The sequence below is a fragment of the Aquibium carbonis genome, assembly GCF_003970795.1.
GTDB lineage: Bacteria > Pseudomonadota > Alphaproteobacteria > Rhizobiales > Rhizobiaceae > Aquibium > Aquibium carbonis.
Map to the genome: position 1 here is coordinate 26,249 of NZ_RWKW01000093.1, position 21,044 is coordinate 47,292.

General features: G+C 66.1%; 22 protein-coding genes. 12 read left to right on the forward strand and 10 right to left on the reverse strand.

Annotated elements, in window-relative coordinates:
* Nucleotides 1-11: 11 nt before the first annotated feature.
* Nucleotides 12-1,301, forward strand: coding sequence for an NAD(P)/FAD-dependent oxidoreductase (locus EJC49_RS20925; RefSeq protein ID WP_126701872.1), 1,290 nt, complete (start codon nt 12-14; stop codon nt 1,299-1,301).
* Nucleotides 1,302-1,352: 51 nt separating this feature from the next.
* Here EJC49_RS20925 and EJC49_RS20930 read toward each other — a convergent pair whose 3' ends face one another.
* Genes EJC49_RS20930 through EJC49_RS20955 form a run of 6 tightly spaced genes read right to left on the reverse strand, consistent with a single transcriptional unit; the run spans nt 1,353 to nt 6,744 of the window.
* Entirely contained in the window at nt 1,353-2,666 is a 1,314-nt protein-coding gene (locus EJC49_RS20930; RefSeq protein WP_126701873.1) for a TRAP transporter large permease, read from the reverse strand.
* Nucleotides 2,663-3,235, reverse strand: a complete 573-nt coding sequence (locus EJC49_RS20935; protein ID WP_126701874.1) for a TRAP transporter small permease subunit — start codon at nt 3,233-3,235, stop codon at nt 2,663-2,665. The genes EJC49_RS20930 and EJC49_RS20935 overlap by 4 nt, the downstream gene beginning before the upstream one ends.
* A 30-nt stretch (nt 3,236-3,265) precedes the next feature.
* Nucleotides 3,266-4,345, reverse strand: a complete 1,080-nt coding sequence (locus EJC49_RS20940) for a C4-dicarboxylate TRAP transporter substrate-binding protein (RefSeq protein WP_126701875.1) — start codon at nt 4,343-4,345, stop codon at nt 3,266-3,268.
* Nucleotides 4,346-4,366: 21 nt separating this feature from the next.
* Nucleotides 4,367-4,750 (reverse strand): YciI family protein, encoded by a 384-nt coding sequence (locus EJC49_RS20945; RefSeq protein ID WP_245453502.1) that lies wholly within the window; start codon nt 4,748-4,750, stop codon nt 4,367-4,369.
* 22 nt (nt 4,751-4,772) lie between these two features.
* On the reverse strand, nt 4,773-5,918 hold the full coding sequence (locus EJC49_RS20950; RefSeq protein ID WP_126701876.1) for a CaiB/BaiF CoA transferase family protein: 1,146 nt from the start codon (nt 5,916-5,918) through the stop codon (nt 4,773-4,775).
* A gap of 10 nt (nt 5,919-5,928) precedes the next feature.
* Nucleotides 5,929-6,744, reverse strand: a complete 816-nt coding sequence (locus tag EJC49_RS20955) for a citryl-CoA lyase (RefSeq protein ID WP_126701877.1) — start codon at nt 6,742-6,744, stop codon at nt 5,929-5,931.
* Between the two features lie 144 nt (nt 6,745-6,888).
* Here EJC49_RS20955 and EJC49_RS20960 point away from each other — a divergent pair, with 144 nt between their 5' ends.
* The 10 genes from EJC49_RS20960 to EJC49_RS21005 all read left to right on the forward strand — a co-directional run bounded on the left by EJC49_RS20960 (nt 6,889) and on the right by EJC49_RS21005 (nt 16,948).
* Nucleotides 6,889-7,746, forward strand: coding sequence for a dioxygenase family protein (locus EJC49_RS20960; protein ID WP_126701878.1), 858 nt, complete (start codon nt 6,889-6,891; stop codon nt 7,744-7,746).
* Between the two features lie 11 nt (nt 7,747-7,757).
* Nucleotides 7,758-8,573, forward strand: a complete 816-nt coding sequence (locus EJC49_RS20965; RefSeq protein WP_126701879.1) for an IclR family transcriptional regulator domain-containing protein — start codon at nt 7,758-7,760, stop codon at nt 8,571-8,573.
* Nucleotides 8,574-8,760: 187 nt separating this feature from the next.
* Entirely contained in the window at nt 8,761-10,260 is a 1,500-nt protein-coding gene (locus EJC49_RS20970; protein WP_126701880.1) for an amidohydrolase family protein, read from the forward strand.
* A gap of 59 nt (nt 10,261-10,319) precedes the next feature.
* On the forward strand, nt 10,320-11,357 hold the full coding sequence (locus EJC49_RS20975; protein ID WP_126701881.1) for a uroporphyrinogen decarboxylase family protein: 1,038 nt from the start codon (nt 10,320-10,322) through the stop codon (nt 11,355-11,357).
* Nucleotides 11,358-11,679: 322 nt separating this feature from the next.
* A complete protein-coding gene (locus tag EJC49_RS20980) occupies nt 11,680-12,156 on the forward strand; it encodes a DUF3830 family protein (RefSeq protein WP_126701882.1) in 477 nt (158 codons plus the stop codon).
* Between the two features lie 87 nt (nt 12,157-12,243).
* Nucleotides 12,244-13,272 (forward strand): ABC transporter substrate-binding protein, encoded by a 1,029-nt coding sequence (locus EJC49_RS20985; RefSeq protein WP_126701883.1) that lies wholly within the window; start codon nt 12,244-12,246, stop codon nt 13,270-13,272.
* 64 nt (nt 13,273-13,336) lie between these two features.
* Nucleotides 13,337-14,158, forward strand: a complete 822-nt coding sequence (locus tag EJC49_RS20990; protein WP_126701884.1) for an ABC transporter permease — start codon at nt 13,337-13,339, stop codon at nt 14,156-14,158.
* On the forward strand, nt 14,151-14,951 hold the full coding sequence (locus tag EJC49_RS20995) for an ABC transporter permease (RefSeq protein WP_126701885.1): 801 nt from the start codon (nt 14,151-14,153) through the stop codon (nt 14,949-14,951). The genes EJC49_RS20990 and EJC49_RS20995 overlap by 8 nt, the downstream gene beginning before the upstream one ends.
* A gap of 6 nt (nt 14,952-14,957) precedes the next feature.
* Nucleotides 14,958-15,983 carry an ABC transporter ATP-binding protein gene (locus EJC49_RS21000; RefSeq protein ID WP_126701886.1) on the forward strand — a complete coding sequence of 342 codons (1,026 nt, stop codon included), beginning with the start codon at nt 14,958-14,960 and terminating at the stop codon, nt 15,981-15,983.
* Nucleotides 15,980-16,948: a LysR family transcriptional regulator gene (locus EJC49_RS21005; RefSeq protein ID WP_245453503.1), complete on the forward strand. Its 969-nt coding sequence runs from the start codon at nt 15,980-15,982 to the stop codon at nt 16,946-16,948. The genes EJC49_RS21000 and EJC49_RS21005 overlap by 4 nt, the downstream gene beginning before the upstream one ends.
* Nucleotides 16,949-17,006: 58 nt before the next feature.
* Here EJC49_RS21005 and EJC49_RS21010 read toward each other — a convergent pair whose 3' ends face one another.
* The gene (locus tag EJC49_RS21010; RefSeq protein WP_126701887.1) at nt 17,007-17,420 is read right to left on the reverse strand and encodes a carboxymuconolactone decarboxylase family protein; all 414 of its coding nucleotides are present in this window, start codon (nt 17,418-17,420) and stop codon (nt 17,007-17,009) included.
* Nucleotides 17,421-17,546: 126 nt separating this feature from the next.
* On the opposite strand from EJC49_RS21010, the gene EJC49_RS21015 reads away from it, so the two are divergent.
* The gene (locus tag EJC49_RS21015; protein WP_126701888.1) at nt 17,547-18,242 is read left to right on the forward strand and encodes a GntR family transcriptional regulator; all 696 of its coding nucleotides are present in this window, start codon (nt 17,547-17,549) and stop codon (nt 18,240-18,242) included.
* A gap of 35 nt (nt 18,243-18,277) precedes the next feature.
* On the opposite strand, the gene EJC49_RS21020 is transcribed toward EJC49_RS21015, so the two are convergent.
* The 3 genes from EJC49_RS21020 to EJC49_RS21030 are packed head-to-tail and all read right to left on the reverse strand — an operon-like array spanning nt 18,278 to nt 21,025.
* Nucleotides 18,278-19,033 carry an SDR family NAD(P)-dependent oxidoreductase gene (locus EJC49_RS21020; protein WP_170314812.1) on the reverse strand — a complete coding sequence of 252 codons (756 nt, stop codon included), beginning with the start codon at nt 19,031-19,033 and terminating at the stop codon, nt 18,278-18,280.
* A gap of 16 nt (nt 19,034-19,049) precedes the next feature.
* Entirely contained in the window at nt 19,050-19,838 is a 789-nt protein-coding gene (locus EJC49_RS21025; RefSeq protein ID WP_126701890.1) for an SDR family NAD(P)-dependent oxidoreductase, read from the reverse strand.
* A gap of 2 nt (nt 19,839-19,840) precedes the next feature.
* A complete protein-coding gene (locus tag EJC49_RS21030) occupies nt 19,841-21,025 on the reverse strand; it encodes a serine hydrolase domain-containing protein (RefSeq protein WP_126701891.1) in 1,185 nt (394 codons plus the stop codon).
* Nucleotides 21,026-21,044: the final 19 nt, after the last annotated feature.

Below are 21,044 nucleotides of genomic sequence, written 5' to 3' on the forward strand. Positions count from 1 at the left end.
GGAGGAAAACCATGAGCACGACACCGACAGGCACGATCTCGAGACGGCGTTTTGGACTGCTCGCGGGCGCGGGGTTCGCGACCCTCGCCCTGCCCACCTATCTGCGAGCGCAGGACAAGGCGAAGGTGGTGATCATCGGCGGCGGCGCGGGCGGCGCAACTGCGGCCAAGTATCTGGCGAAGGATTCGAAGGGCGCACTCGACGTGACCCTGATCGAAGACAACGACACCTTCACGACCTGCTTCTTCTCGAACCTCTATCTCGGCGGCTACCGCGACTTCGCCTCGATCACCCATGGCTACGACGCGCTCGTTTCGGCCTACGGCATCCGCAAGGTGACCGGCATGGCGATGTCGGTCGATCGGGCGGCAAAAACCGTCACCATGGCGGATGGGGCCGTCGTTCCCTACGACCGGCTGGTGCTGTCGCCCGGTATCGACATGGTCTACGATTCGGTGCCGGGCTATTCCGAAGAGGCAGCGCAGACGGCGCCGCATGCCTGGAAGGCCGGCCCGCAGACGGAACTCCTCAAGGCCAAGCTCGATGCGCTGACGGATGGCCAGAACATCGTCATGGTCGCGCCGCCCAACCCGTATCGCTGCCCGCCCGGCCCCTACGAGCGGGTCTCGATGATGGCGCATGTGCTGAAGTCGAAGGGATATTCGCAGTCGAAGATCTTCGTCATCGATCCGAAGCCGCAGTTCTCCAAGCAGGCGCTCTTCCAGGAAGGCTGGGAGAAGCACTATCCAGGCATGGTCGAATGGTACGGACCGGACGTGCATGGTGGAATCCAGTCGATCGACGTCGCGGCCGGCACGGTGGAGACCGACCTCGATACCTTCGAAGGCGCGCTTCTGAACATCATCCCCGCCCAGAAGGCCGGCGCGATCGCCACGGCCGCGGGCGTGGCCGGCGAAACCGGCTTCTGTCCGATCGACGCTGCCTCCATGCGCTCGACGATGGACGAGGCGATCTTCGTCATCGGCGACGCGTCGATCGCCGGGGACATGCCGAAATCGGGCTTCTCGGCCAACAGCCAGGCCAAGGTGGCGGCGATGAACATCCGGGCCGACCTGACGGATTCGAAGGCCTTCCCGGCGAAGTACTCGAACACCTGCTGGTCGCTGATCGAGACCGATGACGGCGTCAAGGTCGGCGCCCTGTACGAGCCGAAGGACGGCAAGATCACGTCCGTGGAGGGCTTCGTCTCGCAGACGGGCGAGGATGCGGCGCTGCGCAAGGCGACATACGAGGAATCGATCGGCTGGTACGACGGCATCGTCGCCGACATGTTCAGCTGACACTCCTTCCGGATCCGGAACCGGGCGGCGCAGGCGTCGCCCGGTTTCACCTCACAGGCGAGCCAGCCACACCGCGATCGGCGGGAAGGCGATGATGATGGCCAGCGCCGCGATCATGGCGAAGACGAAGGGCGTCGCGCCCATGAAGATCTCGCCGACCTTCAGCGTCCGGTCGCCGAGCGCGGACTTGATCGTATAGACCGACAGCCCGAAGGGCGGCGTCAGGAGACCGATCTCCACCGCGACGACGGTCAGGACGCCGAACCAGATCAGGTCGAAGCCGGCCGCCTTGGCCACCGGCAGCGCGATCGGCAGCAGGATGAGCATGATCGAGATGGAATCGATCAGGAAGCCCATCACGATGACCAGCACGAGGAAGATCAGCAGGAAACCATAGGGGCCGATCGTGCTCTGCAGGAGCGTTTCGGCCAGCGCGTTCGGCAGCCCCGACATCGCCAGCATGCGCGAGAAGAACGTCGCCGCCATGATCAGGAACAGCACGGACACGGTGACCTGACCGGTTTCCACCAGCAGCGACCAGAAGCGTCCCCGCGTCAGTGAGCGACGCAGAAGCGCGATGGCGAGCGCGCCCAGCGCGCCGACGGCGCCGGCCTCGGTCGGGTTGAGGAAGCCGCCGTAGAGGCCGCCGAGCACCAATGTCACCAGCACCACGATCGGCACGCCCTTGCCAGCCAGCGCAAGCGCCGACACGGGATCCTGATGGATGAGATCGGGCTCGCGATCGAAAACGCTCTTCGGGCTCAGATAGGCCATCAACAGAATGGTGATGGAGAACAGGACGGACAGCAGCAGCCCCGGCCCGATCCCCGCCAGGAACATGCGGCCGACGGATTCCTCGGCCAACACGGCGTAGACGATCATCAGAAGCGAGGGCGGGATCAGCATGCCGAGCACGGAACTGCCGGCCACCACGCCGGTCGCGAAGCGTCGGCGATAGCCGTGACGCACCATTTCGGGCACCGCGATGCGCGAGAACACGCTGGCCGAAGCAATGGAGATGCCGGTGATGGACGCGAAAACCGCGTTGGCGAAGACGGTGGCGATCCCGAGCCCGGCCCGCACGCGCCGCAACAGCCGCTCGAACACGTCGAACGTGTCCTTGCCCACCCCGGACGCCGTCACCAGAAGGCCCATCAGCACGAAGAGCGGCACCACCGCATAGAGATACTCACGCAGGCTGTCGTTGGCGACGGCGCCGATCATGCGCATGGCCACCGTTTCGTTGCGGATGAAGCTCACTCCGACGAACGACACGACGATCATGCCTAGCCCGATGGGCATGCCGAGGACGATCAGCAGGATGAGTGCGGCAATGGCGAAAGCGCCGATCTCGATACCGGTCATGCGCGTCGCTCCGGGCGGCCGGCCGCGCGGCGGAACGCGATGGCAGCCTGCACCACGAACTGGAGCGTGGCGACCGCGATGCCCAGCAGGATGAGCGACCGGAAGGGCCAGGTGGGCATCGTCGCCACTCCCGGGATGCCGATGAAATTGCGGGCGGACAGGTCGCGCATCAGGATGCCCCAGGTCGACCAAGCGATGCCGGCGCACACCGCCACTCCGGACAGATGCCAGAAACCGGTGACGAAGGCCGCCAGGCGCGGTCGCCGCGCTCCGACCGCGTCGAGGAAGAATTCCGTACGTGCCAGCCGATCGTTGCGCACGGTCGTGCCGAGCTGGAGAAAGACGATCATCACGAGCGTGAGCGCGCCGAGTTCGGAGATCAGCGGCAGGGAGCCGCCGATGAGATTGCGGGCGAGCACGTCGGCGAAGATCATTCCCATCAGGACGACGATCATCAACGTGCCGAGTGCGGCCAGGCCGTCGACGCCATGGTTCCAGAGCCGCAGAGGGAGGGGCTCGCGCGAGGGCGCCGGGGCGTCCTCGCTCGGGATGTCCGTTTCAGGCCGCATCGTCCCCCTCCCAGGTCCGGTCGCCTTCGGCTATTGCGCCTGGTCCCAGTTGCGGGCCGGCGTCTCGCCGCGGGCGCGCAATCCCTCCATGTAGGCTTTCAGGAACTCCTTGCCCGGCAAGCCACGGGTCTCCGCGTCGGCCGCCCATTCGCCCGCGAGATCGGGCAGACCATCAACCCACGCCTGGCGGTCTTCCATCGACATCTCGGAAATGGTCACGGGCGGGTTCTGGCTGGCGCCGGCTTCCACCATCTTCTCGAAGGCCGCTTCATGGCGCTCGAGGAGATCCTTGCCGTGCGACTCGGTGTAGAACTGGCCGGCGGCGACCATCGCCTCCTGCACTTCCTCGGGCAGGCCGTCCCAGCTGTCCTGGTTCACCGCCACCGCGCCGGAAAAGGCCGTGCCGATCCGGACCCGGGTGATGTAGGGGGCGACCTCGTAGATCTTGGCCGGGAAAACGCCGAGCGCCAGCGACAGCACGCCGTCGGACACGCCGGTCTGGATGTCGGTGTAGAACGTCGTCAGCGCGCCGTCGACGGCGTTGGCACCCGTGCCGCGCAGCCACGAGCCCAGCACGCCCGGCGCGGAAAGCTTCATGCCGTTCAGGTCCGCCAGGCTGTTGATCGGCTGCTTCGTGTAGAGGTCGTAGCCGTCGGTGCCGGTCAACCCCAGTACCTTGATGTTGTGCTGCTCCCACTCGTTGCGGAAGGCGTCGTTGGTCTGCAGCAGATCCCACATCACCTCGAGCTGGACCGGCGGGTTGGCGGTCGAGAAGGGCGCATAGCTCGACACCTGGCTCAGCGGCAGCTTGGGCACTTCGAGGAAGGAGAACACCCAGCCGACATCCGTCACGCCCTCCGAGACCGACGAGAGCGTGGCATTGGCTTTGTAGAGCGTGCCGCCGAAGGCCTCGTTCCACTCGATCTTGTAGTTGCCCTTCTCCGCCAGGATACGATCCGTCTCGGCCATGAAATGGGTCTTGATCATGCCCACCCATGGGATTGCTAGCGGGTGACTCGATGCCACGGTCAGGTTGATCGTTTCCTGAGAGAGTGCTGCCGTCGGAAAGGCGATCGTCGCGGCCAGCAGCAGTCCAGTCAGCTTTCTCATGTTCATTCCTCCCGGTTTCTTCTACAGAATAGCGAATGTCTGGCTCGACATGTCGAGCCGTATCGACAACGTTCCCTCGTTGATCATCCACGGCCTCACCGTGAACCTGCGTGCGCCGCTGCGATGCATGGGATCCCGCTCGGCGATGGCTATCGCCTCGCCGCGCGATCCGGCGCGAACCACGACGAGCCCCTCTCCCTCCCAGGTTTTCTCGTCGTCCGACCACATCGGCCCGGCGGCGTAGAGGACGCCTTCCCTTTCCAGCGAGACCTGAAAGGCGAGATGCTCCTCCATGTTCGCAAGAACGGGCTCGATGGCGCCGGCAGGGGTCGTGAAAATGGCGTACAACTGCTTCTGCAGCATGGCGCTGCTGGCCTGCATGACGCCCTCGACCGGAATGCCCATGCTCTCCTCCCCGATGGCGGCCTCAGCCGGCCTTGCGCCTGGCCACTTCAGCTCTGATCTGGTCGCCATGTTCGTCGAGCGTCGGCGGCGGCAGGACGTCGAGGTCCGGCTGGCCGTCGAAGCTGTAGGGCGCGCGCACCGTCTTGAAGGCGCCCATGGTCGGGTGCTCGGCCTCGACGGCAATATGAAGATGACGCGCCTGCGGATCCTCCAGCGCTTCGTTCGAATCATAGGCCGGCGAGTGCGGCACCTCGTTTTCGAGCAGGATGGCGCACCATTCGTCGCGCGTCCTTCCGGCGAAGATCGGAGCCATGATGTCGATCAGTTCCTGCTGGTGGCGGATCCGGTCGAGCCGGTCCTCGAAGCGCGGGTCGATGCGCAGTTCCTCAAGGCCGATCGACTTGGTCAGCCCTTCCCAGAACTTCTGCGGCGATGACAGATGGATCGCCACCCATTTTCCGTCGGAGCAGGGGAACGTGTAGGATTGCGAGACCATCGGCCGGCTCAGCGGTCCCATCACCTCGCCCATCGAGAAATAGTGTGTGAAGGAATCGAGGTTGAAGTGGCACATCGCCTCGAGCATCGAGATGTCGAGCAGTCTTCCCTTGCCCGTGGTCGAACGCTCCAGCAAGGCCGCGACGATGCCGAGCGCCGCATAATGCCCGGTGACCGCGTCGGCGATTGCGGGGCCGATGACGCGTGGATTGGTCGGCGGGGTGAGCAGGCGAAGATAGCCGCTCGCCGCCTGCGCCACCGTGTCGAAGGCAGGCCGGTCGCGGGCGGGGCCTGTCTGGCCGAAGCCGGTGATGGCGCAGTAGACGAGCCGCGGGTTGATGCGCTGCAACTCGTCGGCGCCTGCGCCGAGCCGATCGGCCACGCCCGGCCGGAAGTTCTGGATGAAGACGTCGGCGCCGGCGATCAGGTCGTGGAACACCGCGCGATCGCCGCTTTTGCCAGTGTCGAGCGCGATCGAGCGCTTGTTGCGGTTGTACGTCTGGAAGTGCGGGGAGTAGAGCCCGCCCTTGAAGGCGCGGAACGGGTCGCCGCCGTCCGGCCGCTCGACCTTCACCACATCGGCGCCGAGATCGGCCAGATGCATGCCGGCCGCGGGACCGGTGATGTAGGTCCCCATCTCGATGACACGGATGTCCTTGAGAATCTTGGTCATCTGGCCGACCTCACGCGGTCTTCCGGTCGGCGGCGTGTCCGCTGGCCGGGCCGTCATAGCTGATCGCGACATCGGCCTTGTGGGACATGATGAAGCCGATGGAGCGCTGCGATTCCTCGTAGAGATGCGCAACAAGGCCGGCCGCGCGGGCCAGCAGCGGGATGCCCTTCATCGCCTCGATCGGCCAGCCGGCATCCAGCATCAGCGCGGGGATGGCGCCGGAGACGTTGATCGGCAGCGGACGGTTCATGACGGTTGGTGCCTCCTCGCCCAATGCACGCAGGCAGGCGACATGATCGCCCGAAATGCCGAGCTCGTCGGCATAGGACAGAAGCACGTTGGCGCGCGGATCGCCGGCGCTGTGCTGCGGATGGCCGAGACCCGGCACCTTGGCGCGTTTCGCCTTCAGGCCCTCGAGACTGCGGCGCGCGGCGGTCTTCAGGTCGATACCGTCGCGGCGGGCATCGCCGACGACTTCAACGATGTAGCGTCCGGCGATCTCGGAACTGCCGGCCACCACGCTGCCCATGCCCAGAAGACCGGCGGCCATGGCGCCCTGCCAGGCCTCCGGCGCGGCCGCAAGGGTCATGCGCGACGCCTGCACGCTCGGAACCAGCCCGTGCTCCGCGATCGCCACCATGCAGGCATTGGCGATGGCACGCTGCGTCTCCGTCGGCTTGCGCCCCAGTACGAGCAGCCAGAAATAGTCGGTGAAATCGATCTTGCCGATCAGGTCGGCGCAGAGGTCGTGGCCCCGCACCGTGATCGAGTGCGCGTCGGAGGTCGCTATCGCCGTGAAGGCGCCCTCCTGCTTGCCGATGCGCATCGTGCCTCCCTGCGTAGAATTTTCGCATTCCGAAAACTTTTTCTCTTGTCGGAAAGTACGGGCGCCTTTACGCTCCTGTCAAGTGCCGCCGTGCCCGTTCCGGGTGTCAGGCATCCGTCGAAGATGAGGGGAGGACCAGCGCCGATGGCCGACATCAACCAGTTCACGATCACCGAGGCCGTGAAGAAGAGCTTCCGCACCGAGGAGGGTTCGCGCTTCGAGTTCCTGCTGCGCTCGCTGATCGATCACGTGCATGATTTCGCACGCGAGACGAACATGACGCACGAGGAATGGATGCGGATGCTCACCTTCCTCTACGACTGCGGCAAGATCTCCACCCCCGAACGGCACGAATTCATCCTGCTGTCCGACGTGCTCGGCCTGTCGGCGCTGGTCGACATGATCAACACCCGCGGTGGCGCCACCGAAGGCAGCAATCTCGGACCGTTCTATCTCGACAACGCGCCGCGCAAGGCGCTGGGCGCCGACCTGGCCGGCCCGCGCGAAGGCGTTTCGGTCCTGTGCCATGGCATCGTGCGCGACTCGCTCGGGCATCCCCTGCCCGGCGCCATTGTCGACACATGGCAGGCCGACGGCTCGGGCACCTATCCGATCCAGGAGGAAGGCCAGGACAAGTACGACCTGCGCGGCATCTTCGAGGCCGACGAACAGGGCCGCTACTACTACACGACCGTCTTGCCCAAGCCCTACACCGTGCCTTATGACGGCCCGGTGGGCGAACTGCTGCGGGCCGGCGACCGGCATGCGTGGCGCCCCGCCCACCTGCACTACATGATCCGGTCGCCCGGCATGCGCTCGATCACGACGGAAGTCTTCTTCGAGAACACCGAATATGTCGACAACGATGCCGTGTTCGGGGTCCGCAAGTCGCTGCTGGCCAGGATCGCACCCTACAAGGCGGACAAGGTCGGCGACCTGCCGCTGGAGCGCAAGCCGGACGCGATGCTGAAATTCGACTTCATCCTGGCCCCAGGGGACTGAGAACCACCTCGATGCTCGAAGACAATCTGGACGCGGCCCGGCCGGCGGAGTTCGTCGAGGCGCTTGCCAAGGGACTCTCGATCCTCGAGAGCTTCGATTCCGAGCATCCCGAGATGACGCTGAGCGACGTCGCGCGGCGGGTGGGGCTCAGCCCCGCCGCCGCCCGGCGCAGCCTCATCACCTTGCAGGCGCTGGGCTATGTCGGCCAGACCAACAAGCGCTTCCACCTGCGTCCGAAGGTGATGAGCCTCGGCTCGGCCTTCTACTTCTCCGCCCGCGTGGACGAGATCCTGCAGCCGGAGCTGCGCCATCTCGTCGGAACCTTCGGCGACGCCTCGTCGGTCGCCACCCTCGAAGGCCACGACGTGCTCTACATCGCGCATTATTCGGAGCAGCGGGCGCGGCGGCCCACCGCCGTGGTTGGCGCACGCTATCCGGCCCATGCGACATCGCTCGGCCGCGTCCTGCTCGCCGGGCTTCCCGATGCCGAGTTCGACCGCTACCTGCGCGAGGTCGAGCCCGTGCCGCTCACCAAGAAGACGGTCGTCGACAAGGCGGCGCTGAAGGACATCATCGTCGAGGTGCGCGAGAACAATTATTCGACCACGACCGACCAGCTCGACTATGGCATCACGGCGCTGGCCGTGCCGATCCGCGGCGCGGCGGGCCGGCCGATCGCGGCCCTGAACACGTCCGGTTACACCGGCCTTGTCACCGCCGAGGAACTGCTCGAGAAACGCCTGCAACCGCTGCGCGCCTCTGCCGCGCGGCTGGCGAGCACGCTGTCGCGCTATCCGGTGCTGGAATCAATCATCGGCACGCGCTGAGCGACCTGTTCGGCCAGATCGTCCCTTCCAATGTTGCCGCTACGGAAACTCCGATTGACAGCGGTTCGTGCCGCGGCATACACTTTCCGAAAATAATTTCGCTTAGCGAAAACTTGGACCGCAGGTTTATTGACTGGAAAGTCGATGCCACCTGTCATGAAAACGAATGTCCTCGGGAGGAGAGACCATGTGCAGGTTATGTGATCAGGGACGTCCGGCGGTCGACTGCGAGTCGAGGCGCGACTTCCTCAAGGCGTCGCTCGTGGCGGGCGCGGCTGCCGCCGGCGTCTTTGCCGCTACCGGCGTGGCATCGGCCCAGGACGCGCCATCGGGAACGGGCGAAGACGGGCGGCGCGTGCTGATCAAGGGCGGGCATGTGCTGAGCATGGATCCGGAAGTCGGCGACTTCGCGGAAGCCGACGTCCTCGTCGTCGGCCGCCGCATCGAGGGGATCGGACCGAACCTCGACGCGACGGGGGCCGAGATCATCGATGCCACCGGCATGATCGTCATGCCCGGCTTCATCGACACGCATCACCATCAGTTCGAAACCGCGCTGCGCAGCTTCCTGGCCGACGGCATCCTCGTCAATGACGGCCGGCCGGAGAACGCGATCAACTACTACGAATACATCCTGCAGAAGTTCTCGATGGTCTACCGGCCGGAGGACGTCTACATCAACGAGCTGTTCGGCTCGCTGGCCCAGCTCGACGCCGGCGTGACGACCGTGATGGACGTGTCGCAGATCCATCATTCCCCGGAACACTCGGATGCGGTGGTGAAGGCTCTGCAGGACGCCGGACGCCGCTCGGTCTTCGGCTATTTCGAGGGTTGGGGCGACCGGGCGAAGTATCCGGGCGACGCGAAGCGCTTGAAGGAGCAGTATTTCTCCTCCGACGACCAGCTGCTGACCATGGTGATGGGCGGCGAGATCTACATTCCCGGCTACGAGGAGGCCTGGAAGATCGGCCGCGAGCTCGACATCCCGGTCGCGCTGCACGTGGTCGGCACCTTCGGCATGCGGCCGACCTTCGACCAGCTGGCGGAGGCCGGCATGTTCGGAGCCGACAACATCTTCATCCACATGACCGGCATGTCGGACATGGCCTGGCAGAAGGCGGCGGACGCCGGCAGCCACGTCTCCCTCGCCGTGCCGATCGAGATGGCGATGCGCCACGGCATGCCGCCGATCCAGAAGGCGCTCGACATGGGGATGCAGCCGTCCCTGTCGTCGGACGTCGAATGCACCATGACGGCGGATCCCTTCACGCAGATGCGCTCGACCTTCACCCTGCAGCGCGCTTTCGCGAACGAAAAGGCGCTGGCCGGCGACGCCGACGTGCCGCGCCTGATCACGTCGCACGACGTGATCCGCTATGCCACGCTGGAAGGCGCGAAGGGTCTCAAGCTCAGTTCCCGGACCGGGTCGCTGACCCCGGGCAAGGAAGCCGACATCGTGCTGCTCGATGCGACCGCCATCAACGTGACGCCGCTGAACCATGTGCCGGGCGCCGTCGTCACCTTGATGGAACGGTCGAACGTCGACAGCGTCATGGTCGCCGGCAAGCTGCGCAAGTGGAAAGGCAAGCTGCTCGACGTCGACCTGCCCAAGCTGAAGCGCGAGCTGGAAGCCAGCCGCGATCATCTCTTCGCGGCAGCGGGCGTCGAGAGGAACCTCTTCCGCTGACCCTGGCATGGCGGCGCAGGAGGCGCCGCCCTGTCCATCCTTCCCTGGGAGAACCACCGATGGCCCGGCCCTTGCCGCTTCTGCCGACCTCGCTCGTCGGTTCCTACGCCCAGCCGGAATGGCTGATCGACCGCGCCAAGCTGGCGGGACGCTTTCCGCCACGCGTGCGGGCCACCGAACTCTGGCGCGTGGCGCCCGAGCATCTGGAAGAGGCGCAGAACGACGCCACGCTTCTGGCCATCCGTGACCAGGAGCGGGCGGGCCTGGACATCATCACCGACGGCGAGATGCGGCGCGAGAGCTACTCCAACCGCTTCGCAACCGCGCTCGACGGGGTCGACATCGACAATCCCGGCTCCGCGCTCGACCGGTCGGGGCACCCCAACCCTGTGCCGCGCGTGGTGGGCAGGATCTCGCGCCGCCATGCCGTGGAGGTCGGCGACGTGACGTTCCTGCGGGCCAACACGGACCGGACGATCAAAATCACCGTCCCCGGCCCCTTCACCATGTCGCAACAGGCGCAGAACGACTTTTACGACGACCCGGCCGAGATGGCGCTCGACTATGCGGCGGCGGTGAACGAGGAGATCCGCGACCTCTTCGCCGCAGGCGCCGACATCGTCCAGATCGACGAGCCCTACATGCAGGCGCGGCCGGAGCCGGCGCGCCAGTACGGGCTTGCCGCGCTCAACCGGGCGCTGGAGGGCATCGAGGGCGAGACCGCCGTGCACATCTGCTTCGGCTATGCCGCGATCATCCACCACCGTCCGGAGGGCTATTCCTTCCTGCCGGAATTCTCGGGCTGCTCGTGCAAGGCGGTGTCGATCGAGACGGCGCAGTCGAACCTCGATACGTCCGTGCTGAAGACGCTGCCCGACAAGAAGATCATCCTCGGTGTGCTCGACCTGTCCACCCACGAGATCGAGACGGCGGAGACGGTGGCGGCCCGGATCCGACGGGCACTGCCGAACGTCGACGCAGCGCGGATCGTGATCGCCCCGGATTGCGGGCTGAAGTACCTGCCGCGCGAGGTCGCCTTCGGCAAGATGAAGGCGATGGCCGACGGCGCAGCGATCGTGCGGCGGGAACTTCAGTAGGACGCGTCGAGCGTCCTTCGTACGGCCTACCCCGCAACCGGGATGGCTGCCCGTACCCCGCCGCGCGGCAACGCCGGGGCATATCGGCACACCGAGTGACGGTGCCCGGCGGGCCTACATACGGCAGTAGCCGCGACGACGGGCAACGCAGGCGACAGGTCGGCCGATTTCGCCTGCCCGTTTCCCGGAAGTCACCCGAGGCATGCCGCCGCATCGGCGGAAAGCGGCTGATAATATTTTCTGATCGATCCGATCTTGCGATTGAATTGGACCAATCCCCTGTTTTCTGCTCCCATTGGGCATTAACAGGGAGTATGGACCCATGTCCGAGCGCAAGCTCTACATCAAGTTTCTCGAAGCTGACGTCACTGGCATCATTTCTCTTTATGAGGATGTGGCGCCCAAGACCTGCGACGCGATCTGGGGTGCGCTGCACCAGCCCATCCAGTGGCCGGCGCTGCACGCCTCCTTCACCGGACCCGAGATCATGATGGGCCTTCCCGAAAGCGCCCAGACGTTCGATCCAAAGTCTCTCGGACCCGAGAACATCACCAGCTTCCCGGCGCCGGGCGAACTGCTCTGGTTCTACCAGCCCAAGAACTACTTCAAGATGGATCCGGACGAGTTCTGGGAAATCGGCCTGGTCTATGGCGAAGGCGCCCGCACCGCCGGTCCGACGGGATGGACCGCCCCGAATTTCTGGGGCAAGGTCACCGAAAATTTCGACGCCGTGGTCCAGCAGTGCCGGGTGATCCGTCGCAAGGGCGAGCGCATGGTCGAGCTCGGCCGGGTGAAGTAAGGCTGCCGGCGCGCTCCGGCGCGCCGTCGACTTCGAAGACATCAGGCGTAAAGCCTCTTCCGAAAACGCATAACAAAGGGAACCGTCATGACCGCCACCGCACGTCTTGCTTTGACTGCCACGCTCTGTGCATTCGCCGCTCCGGCGCTGGCGCAGGAGATCACCATCAACTCCTTCGGCGGCGCCTACGAAGAGGCCCACCGCAAGTGCGTCATCGATCCGTTCACGGCCGAGACCGGCGCGAAGGTCAACATCGTCACCGCCTACTCGGCCGATGCGTTCGCACAGCTGCGCGCCCAGAAGGACGCGCCGCAGTATGACGTGATCCATTTCTCGGGCGGCCAGGAGATCGTCGGCGCGTCCGAAGGGCTGCTGCTGCCCGTCACCGAGGAGATGGTTCCTTCGCTGGCCGACCTCTACGACTTCGCCAAGGCCGGCGTAGCCAACGGCGAAGGCCCGGCCTACCAGATCGCCGCCGTCGGCCTGGTCGTCGCCGCGGACAAGGTTCCGAGCGAGCCGACCAAGTGGGCCGACCTGATGAAGCCGGAATATGCCGAGCATCTGGTGCTGACCAACATCACCAACGGCTATGGCATGATCGGCCTCCTGATGCTGAACCAGATCGCGGGCGGATCCGGCGACGATATCCAGCCGGGCCTCGACGCCGTGAGCCAGCTTCTCGACGCGGGCGCGGTCGTCGTCTCGACATCGCCCGAAATCCAGGCGGAGTTCGCGCAGAACGACGCGTGGATCGCGCCCTACGCCTCGGATTATGCCTTCACGCTGAAGAAGGCCGGCCTGGACGTGAAGTTCATCCAGGGCGAGGAAGGCACGCCGGCAAGCTTCATCACCGCCAACCTCGTCGCCGGGCGCGACAATGTGGAGCTGGCGTCGAAGTTCATCGACAAGTCGCTTTCGCCGGACGCGCAGGCCTGCTTCTCGGAAGCGCTGCGCTACACGCCGACCAACTCCAAGACCGTGCTGACCGATGAAGTCGCCGCCGACGTCGTCTACGGCGCCGACGCCGCCAAGGGCCTGATGCGTTTCGATCCGCGCGTCATCGAGGCCAATCGCTCGGCCTGGACCGAGGCCTTCGCAAAGACGATCGCCCGCTGAGCGGGACCGGCCCGGCCCGCGCCGAGGCGCGGGCCGGGTTCCCGGCGCGACAGAAGCGAAAGCAATGACAGACCGTCGCGAAACATGGCTGTTCCTGCTCCCCGGACTGGCGCTGCTGGTCCTCGGATTCGTTCTCCCGATCACCCGGATGCTGGTGCTCTCGGTGCAGGGCCCCGACGGCTTCACCACCGACCAGTTCGCACGATTCTTCCAGGACGGCTTCTACCCGTCGATACTCTGGCGCACCGTCTATCTGTCGGCGATCATCACCGCAGTCTGCGCCGTCATCGGTTTCCCCCTGTCCTACATCATGGCGCGCAGCGGTCCTCGCGTGAGGCTCTGGCTGGTGATCATGGTGATCCTGCCGCTGATGACCTCCGTCGTCGTGCGCACCTTCGGCTGGATGGTGCTCCTGGGGCGCAACGGGCTGATCGCCTCGACGCTGCGCGATTTCGACCTCGTGGGCCGGAGCTTCCAGCTCATGCACACCGAAACCGCCATCCTGCTCGGCATGGTGCAGGTGCTTCTCCCGTTCATGGTGCTGTCGCTGCTCGGCGTCATCGTCCGCCTCGATCCACGGCTGGAGGAGGCGGCGCGCACGATGGGCTGTTCCTTCCTTCAGACGATGCGCATGGTGGTGCTGCCGCTGGCGGCCCCGGGCCTGCTGGCCGGGTCGATCCTCGTCTTCACGCTCTCCGCATCGTCCTTCGTGACACCGGCGCTGCTTGGCGGACCGCGGATCGAGGTGCTGGCCGGCTCGATCTACAAGAACGTCACCCAGACGCTGGACTGGAATTTCGCCGCGGCTCAGGCAGTCATCCTGTTCGCCGGCATCGCACTCCTGCTGGTTCCCTATCTCAGGCTGGGGAGGCGCGCGCATGGTTAGGGCGGTTCCCGGCTGGCTGCGCGTCGGCGCGTGGGTCTTCGTGGCACTGGCGGCCGTCTTCATGCTGGCGCCGCTGGTCGTGGTGATGGGCGTCTCGGTTTCCGCGAGCCAGTTCATCGCCTTTCCGCCGAACGGATTCTCGTTCCGCTGGTACGAGAGGGCGCTGGGCTCACCGGCCTATCTCAACGCGTTCTGGCTGTCGCTGAACCTCGCGGTCCTGGTCACGATCTCGGCCAGCCTCCTGGGCGGCGCGGCGGCGATCGGGCTGTCGCGCGGCGGGCGGTCGGGTGGAGCGGTCGAAACCTTCTTCCTGTCGCCTCTCGTGCTGCCCTCGATCATCTTCGCCATCGGCCTGCTGATGCTGTGGAGCGCCGTCTTCGGACCCACTTCGTTCCAGGCTCTGTGGCTTGCCCACACGGTCATCGCCATCCCCTACGTCATCCGCACCACGCTGGCGGTGCTCGCCGAACGCGATCCCTTCCTGGAGGAGGCGGCCCGCACGATGGGCGCCACGCGCCTGAAGCGGCTCTGGTTCGTCACCTTGCCGCAATGCCGTCCTGGCCTTCTCGCCGGCGCCTTCTTCGCCTTCAACATTTCCTTCGACGAGGCGGTGCTGTCGCTCTTCCTGCGCAATCCCAACCTCACGACCCTGCCCGTGCAGATCTACGGCCAGCTCGAATTCTCTCCCGACCCGACGGTGGCTGCGGTTTCGACGCTGATGATCCTGATCACGATTGCTCTCATGCTGATCCTCGAGCGCATGCTGGGCCTCACCCGTTTCGCGAGTGGTTAGAGAGCGATGTCCGACCTGACGCTGACCAACATCACCAAGTCCTTCGGCAAGGTCGAGGTTCTGCGCGGAATCGACCTGACCATCCGGTCGGGCGAGTTCGTGTCGCTGCTCGGCGCGTCCGGTTGCGGCAAGACCACCCTGCTGCGAATCGTGGCGGGACTGGAGGGCGTCAGCTCGGGCAAGGTCGAGATCGGCGGCAGCGACGTCACCGACCTGCCGCCCGAGAAGCGCGACATCGCCATGATGTTCCAGAGCTATGCGCTGCTGCCGCACATGAGCGTGTCGGACAACGTCCGCTTTCCGCTCCGGATGCGCCGCGTCGGCAACCGCGAGGAACAAGATGCGAAGGTGAAGGCGGCACTGGAAACCGTGCAACTGACGCATCTGGCCGACCGCGCGCCGCGCCAGCTTTCGGGCGGACAGCAGCAGCGCGTGGCGTTGGCCCGCGCCATCGTGTCGAACCCGAAGGTACTCCTCCTCGACGAGCCGTTGTCAAACCTCGACGCGCGGCTGCGCGAGGAGATGCAGGTCGAACTGATCGAGATCCATCGCCGCATCGGCCTGACGACGCTCTTCGTCACGCATGATCAGGACGAGGCGCTGTCGCTGTCGGATCGGGTCGTGTTGATGAATGCCGGCGAGATCGAGCAGGAGGCTTCGCCGCGCGAGATCTACGATGCGCCCGCGACCGCCTATGCCTCCTCGTTCCTTGGCGCCGCGAACCTCGTGCCCGCCCGGATCGAGGGCAACGTTGCGCGGCTGGCCGACGGACAGACGCTGCCGGTTTCCGCCGGGTCGCCGGACGGCAAGGCAACGCTCGCCCTGCGGCAGGAAAATGTCGACTTCCTCGACGAGGGCGGCCTCACGGCAACGGTCATCACGCGGGTCTATCTGGGATCGCGGCACCGCTACATCCTCGACCTCGCCGGCCAGAAGATCAGCGTGCTGGCGCCTGCGTCCGTCATGCTGGAACCCGGCGCCCAGGCACGCATCGGCATCGCGCCCGATCGCGTACGGATCCTGCCCGCGTGAGCGGCGACGAGCGGCCCCCAAGCCGGGCCGGCCGCGGCCTGCAGGTTCGCAGCGTCGACCTGCGCACCTTCGTCGTGCTCTCCAGGACACGCCATTTCCGCCGGGCGGCCGAGGAACTGGCCACCAGCCAGCCGGCCATTTCGGCCCGCATCGCCGCGCTCGAGGACGAACTGGGCTGCCGGCTCATCGAACGCGGCGACGGCGCCTTCCGCCTGACGGAGGCCGGCGAGCAGGCGCTGGTGACCTTCGAGACCGTTCTGGCCGAACTCGACCGGCTCGGCGCCCGGTTGCGGCAAGAGCCGGAGCCTGTCGCCGCCACGCTGCGCATCGGTGCGATCGACACGGTGGCGGCCACCTGGCTGCCGGGCCTGATCGAGACGCTGCACGCCCGCTATCCGCATCTGCGCGTCGAACTGACCGTCGACGGCACCAAGGCGCTCGCGCTCGGGCTGAAAAAGGGCTTCTTCGACATCATCTTCGCCATCCAGCCGGTGGTCGACGAAGGCTTTCGCAATTTCACGGCCTGTGTGCTGCAGATCGTGTGGGTCGGCTCACCCCGGCTGATCAATCCGGACCGGACCTACACGCCGCAGGATCTGGCGGCGATGCCGATCATCTCGTTCCCGAAGGATTCGCCGCCATTCCAGATGGTGGCGCCCTATTTCCACGACGAGCAGGTGCTTGCGTCCAAGCTGACGTCCTGCAACTCGCTCTACGCCATCGTCAGCCTGATCCTCGACGGCTTCGGCGTCGCCGCGCTCCCCTCGGTGGCGATCCGGCGCGAACTCGCGAACGGTCGCCTGGTATCGATGAAGGTGACGAAGCACTTTCCTTCCATGCCGGTGGTCGCCAGCTACCAGGCACTGACGCACCAGCAGTTCATTCGCGCGGTGGCGGACGAGAGCCGCCGCGCCGCCGCGCTCTTCTGCGCTGCGGCCAAGCCGGGCACGGCCTGGGTCGAGTGACCTGCCGCGACGTCGAGCCAGACTGGCATCGACGTCGGCACCCTGACCGGTCCCGCGTCTACTTGGCGGGGCTGTCGAACGCCTTCATTTCGGTCAGCACCTCGTTCGCCGCCTTGAACGCGTCGAGACCCGCCGGAATGCCGCAATAGACGGTGGCATGGAGCAGGACTTCCTTGATCTCCTCGACGGTGACGCCGTTGTTCACGGCACCGCGAACGTGCAGCTTGATCTCCGCGGCGCGGTTCAAAGCCGTCAGCATCGCGAGATTGAGCATGCTGCGTGTCTTGAGGTCGAGCGTGTCTCGGCCCCACGCGTAGCCCCAGCACCATTCCGTCGTGATGTGCTGGAACGCCATCATGAAGTCGTTGGCGGAACTGATCGACCGGTCGACATATTCGTGACCCAGCACCTGGCGGCGCAAGGCGAGGCCCTCCTCGAACAGGTCGCCGATGGTCTTTGACGGGTTGGTCATAGGTCCCTCTTGTTCTTTGACATACAAAAATACAATATGGCGATGTTCAGATTCGCCCTGGATTTACGGTGACGTTTGCCGTGCGTTCAAACGATCCGGATCGAAACCGCGGAGAGGAGCGCGCGAATGGCATTGATGACGAGCACGAGCGACGACATGTCGATGAAGGTGCAGACCTTGCCGGGACTGCGCGAGCAGGTGGCCGAGCGGCTGCGCATGGCCATCGCCACCGGCAAGTTCCCGGCCGGCGCGCGCCTCATCGAACGCGAACTCTGCGAGATGATGGGCGTATCCCGCACCTCGCTGCGCGAAGCCCTCCGCGAGTTGCAGGCTGACGGCCTGATCACGCTGCAGCCCAACAAGGGCCTCAGCGTCAGCGTCGTTTCGGAAGAGACCGCCCGATCGATCTACGAGGTGCGCGCGATGCTGGAAGGTCTTGCGGCGCGCCTGTTCGCGCGCCACTCGACGGCCGAGCAGATGCGCGAACTGCGGCAGAGCGTCGATCGCCTCGCGGAGGTGTACGACAATTTCTCCTCGGAGGCGTTCATCGCGGCGAAGACGCATTTCTACGACGTCCTGCTCGAAGGCGCCGGCAATCCGGTTGCCGCCGACATGCTCCGGCGTATCCACACGCGGGTTTCGCAACTTCGCGTGGTGTCCCTGTCGAGCGCCACGCGGGCGCAGCAGTCGATCCGGGAGCTGCGGGAGTTCCTCGACGCACTGGAACAGCGTGACGAGGAACGCGCCTGGCAGGTTTGCGTCGCGCATGTGGAGGCGGCGGCCACTGCGGCGCTGAAGACGATCGGCGCCAAGAACCCCTGAAGCGCGTCGCGAGGGCGTCACGGTCATCGCGCGGCCTACATCGACTTGACGGTGATGCCGCCATCCGCATGCAGCACTTCACCGGTGACGAAACTGGCGTCGGGTCCGATCAGGAAAGCGATCGCGGCCGCGATCTCGTCCTCCCCGCCGAGACGGCCGAGCGGCGTCTGCGCGCGGCGCTTGGCATAGCCAGCCTCGTCGACGATCGCACGGGCGCCGGGCGTCGGCACGGCGCCGGGCGCGACGGCATTGACGCGGACGCCTTTCGGCCCGAGTTCAACGGCAAGCTGGCGGGTGAGCGCCACGATCGCACCCTTCACCGCGGTGTAGGAGGCGGTGTTGGCGGTGCCGAGATCGGCCACCGGCGAGGCGAGGTTGACGATCGAGGCCGGCTGGTCGCCGCGATGGGCGAGCAGCGCCTGGACGCCCCAGAAGGCGCCCTTGATCCCCACCGCGAACATGCGGTCGAGCACCTCTTCCTCGACCCCTTCGATGGGCCCGTAGCGAATGAATATCGCGTCGTTGACGATGCCGGTGAGCGGACCATGGGCACCGGCCAGCGCGGCCGCCGCGTCGAACACGGCTTGCCGGTCGGAGGCGTCGGCAACGATGGCCAGCGCCTTGCCGCCGGCGGCGGTGATGGCTTCGGTCGTCGCATGAGCGAGGTCGCCGTCGATGTCCAGCACGCCGACGCTGGCGCCGCGCGCGGCCAGAAGACGCGCCGTCGCCGCGCCGATGCCGCGCCCCGCGCCGGTGACCAGCACGACCTGGCTGGTGAGATTTTCTGACATGGTCATCCTCCCTCGATCAGGTCCGCGGATCCGGCACGCCGCCGTAGAGGCTCCACAATTGGGTGGCCAGCGTGCCCGAATCGACGGGAAGTTCGATGCCGGTGATGGCGCCAGCCTCGTCGGACAGGAGGAACGCGATTGCGTTCGCCACCTGCTCCGGTTTCACCAGGCGCCCGAGCGCCGTCTGGCGGATCATCGTATCGGGGTTGCGCTCGCCGCGCGCATAGCTCGCCTCGACGGCTGGCGTGCGGGTCGGCCCGGGGCAGACGCAGTTGACGCGAATGCCGCGGCGGCCCCATGCCACCGCAAAGTTCCGTGACATGTTGATGATCGCCGCCTTCGTCGGGCCATAGGCCTGAAGCGGGCTGGAATTGAAGGCGGTGATCGAGCCCACGGTGACGATCGAGCCGGCGCCGCGCTCCAGCATGCCGGCGCCGAAGGCGGTCAGGGTGCGGAACGTGCCCGTCAGGTTGACGCGCAGGATCGCGTCCCATTCGGCCTCGTCCTGCCTTTCGGGCATATGCGGGTTCTCGAGATGCGCGGCGACCGCGGCAAGCGCGGAGCACGGCCCGACCTCGCGTTCGACCCAGGCGGCGGCGGCGTCGATGCTCGCTGTATCGGCAAGGTCGATCTCGTGGGCGATGGCGCCATGACGATCGGCGACCTGTCGGGCGAGATCCATGTCACGGTCGAGAACCACGACCTGCCAGCCGTCGCGGCGCAGACGGGCGACGCAGGCCTCGCCGATGCCGCCTGCGCCGCCCGTGATGGCCGCGACGCGTTCCTGGGAGGAGGATGCGGCCATGGTCAGATCGCCTCGTAGAGAGCTTCGATGATGCGGCGCGCCCGCGGGCCATTGTCCCCGCGCGCATGCATCTTGTTGCAGCCGTAGGAGAAGCCGATCTTCGCGTCGGGATCGCCCATGCCGATCGAGCCGCCGAAGCCGTGATGCCCGAAAGCGCGGCTGTTCGGCCCCATCCAGACGGAGACCGGCGTGTTCAGGAGGATGCCGCGGCCCTGATGGTAGGGCCGCTGCTGCATGCGCTCGAACTGGTTGTGCTGCTCGACGAGCATGTCCTCGACGGTCTTGGCCGACATCAGCGCAACGCCGTCGAGTTCGCCGCCGCGAGCCACGGCGCCATAGATGCGCGCAACCGCGCGCGGGTTGCCGTGCCCGGAGGCGCTGGTGATTTCCGCCCGCCGCCAGGCGGTGGAATTCAAGGTGACCGGCAAAGGCTCGTCGGGAAACTGGGTGAAGCCTTTCGCGACCAGGGTGTCCGGCTCCGAATCGCGCTTGGCGAGCAGCGTGCCTTCCACGGTCGGAACCAGCGTCGCACAACGCGCAAGGTCCTCGTCGGAAAGATTGCCGTACTGATAGTCGGCGCCCAGCGGACCCGTCATCTCGGCGGCGATGAATTGCGGAAAGCGCTTGCCCGTGACGCGGCGGGCGATCTCCCCGAGGAGATTGCCCTGGGTATGAATGTGGTAGGCCGCCGTCGTCCCGGGCTCCCAGAGCGGCGCCTGTCTTTCCAGCGCGCCCACGATGGCGTCGCAGTCGAACACCGCGCCTTTCCACAAGGGCTCCAGAACGACCGGCAGGCCGGCGGTGTGGTCCAGCACATGGCGTACGAGGACGCCTTCCTTGCCGTTCTGCGCGAATTCCGGCCAGTAATGCGCGACAGGCTTTTCGGGATCGACCAGACCGCGATCGATCAGGATGTTGAATGCCATGCCGGCGATGCCCTTGGCGACCGACATCATGCAGAGGATCGTATCCTCCCGCCACGGCTCGCTCGACGCCGCGTCGCGATAGCCGCCCCAGAGATCGACGACCTTTCGGCCGTCGACATAGACGGCGGTGGCCGCGCCGATCTCTTCTTCCACGGCGAAGTTTTCCGCGAAGGCTTCCGCGACCCCTTCGAAGGCCGCGTCATAGGTGCCCTGAAGACGATAGGCGTGCCCACGGGCGCTGACGGTTTGTTCGAACTGCATGTGTCCTCCCGGAATTACC

Coding starts and splice junctions, on each gene's coding strand:
- EJC49_RS20925 (WP_126701872.1), top strand. CDS start 12: ATGAGCACGACACCGACAGGCACGATCTCGAGACGGCGTTTTGGACTG.
- EJC49_RS20930 (WP_126701873.1), bottom strand. CDS start 2,666: ATGACCGGTATCGAGATCGGCGCTTTCGCCATTGCCGCACTCATCCTG.
- EJC49_RS20935 (WP_126701874.1), bottom strand. CDS start 3,235: ATGCGGCCTGAAACGGACATCCCGAGCGAGGACGCCCCGGCGCCCTCG.
- EJC49_RS20940 (WP_126701875.1), bottom strand. CDS start 4,345: ATGAGAAAGCTGACTGGACTGCTGCTGGCCGCGACGATCGCCTTTCCG.
- EJC49_RS20945 (WP_245453502.1), bottom strand. CDS start 4,750: ATGGGCATTCCGGTCGAGGGCGTCATGCAGGCCAGCAGCGCCATGCTG.
- EJC49_RS20950 (WP_126701876.1), bottom strand. CDS start 5,918: ATGACCAAGATTCTCAAGGACATCCGTGTCATCGAGATGGGGACCTAC.
- EJC49_RS20955 (WP_126701877.1), bottom strand. CDS start 6,744: ATGCGCATCGGCAAGCAGGAGGGCGCCTTCACGGCGATAGCGACCTCC.
- EJC49_RS20960 (WP_126701878.1), top strand. CDS start 6,889: ATGGCCGACATCAACCAGTTCACGATCACCGAGGCCGTGAAGAAGAGC.
- EJC49_RS20965 (WP_126701879.1), top strand. CDS start 7,758: ATGCTCGAAGACAATCTGGACGCGGCCCGGCCGGCGGAGTTCGTCGAG.
- EJC49_RS20970 (WP_126701880.1), top strand. CDS start 8,761: ATGTGCAGGTTATGTGATCAGGGACGTCCGGCGGTCGACTGCGAGTCG.
- EJC49_RS20975 (WP_126701881.1), top strand. CDS start 10,320: ATGGCCCGGCCCTTGCCGCTTCTGCCGACCTCGCTCGTCGGTTCCTAC.
- EJC49_RS20980 (WP_126701882.1), top strand. CDS start 11,680: ATGTCCGAGCGCAAGCTCTACATCAAGTTTCTCGAAGCTGACGTCACT.
- EJC49_RS20985 (WP_126701883.1), top strand. CDS start 12,244: ATGACCGCCACCGCACGTCTTGCTTTGACTGCCACGCTCTGTGCATTC.
- EJC49_RS20990 (WP_126701884.1), top strand. CDS start 13,337: ATGACAGACCGTCGCGAAACATGGCTGTTCCTGCTCCCCGGACTGGCG.
- EJC49_RS20995 (WP_126701885.1), top strand. CDS start 14,151: ATGGTTAGGGCGGTTCCCGGCTGGCTGCGCGTCGGCGCGTGGGTCTTC.
- EJC49_RS21000 (WP_126701886.1), top strand. CDS start 14,958: ATGTCCGACCTGACGCTGACCAACATCACCAAGTCCTTCGGCAAGGTC.
- EJC49_RS21010 (WP_126701887.1), bottom strand. CDS start 17,420: ATGACCAACCCGTCAAAGACCATCGGCGACCTGTTCGAGGAGGGCCTC.
- EJC49_RS21015 (WP_126701888.1), top strand. CDS start 17,547: ATGGCATTGATGACGAGCACGAGCGACGACATGTCGATGAAGGTGCAG.
- EJC49_RS21020 (WP_170314812.1), bottom strand. CDS start 19,033: ATGTCAGAAAATCTCACCAGCCAGGTCGTGCTGGTCACCGGCGCGGGG.
- EJC49_RS21025 (WP_126701890.1), bottom strand. CDS start 19,838: ATGGCCGCATCCTCCTCCCAGGAACGCGTCGCGGCCATCACGGGCGGC.
- EJC49_RS21030 (WP_126701891.1), bottom strand. CDS start 21,025: ATGCAGTTCGAACAAACCGTCAGCGCCCGTGGGCACGCCTATCGTCTT.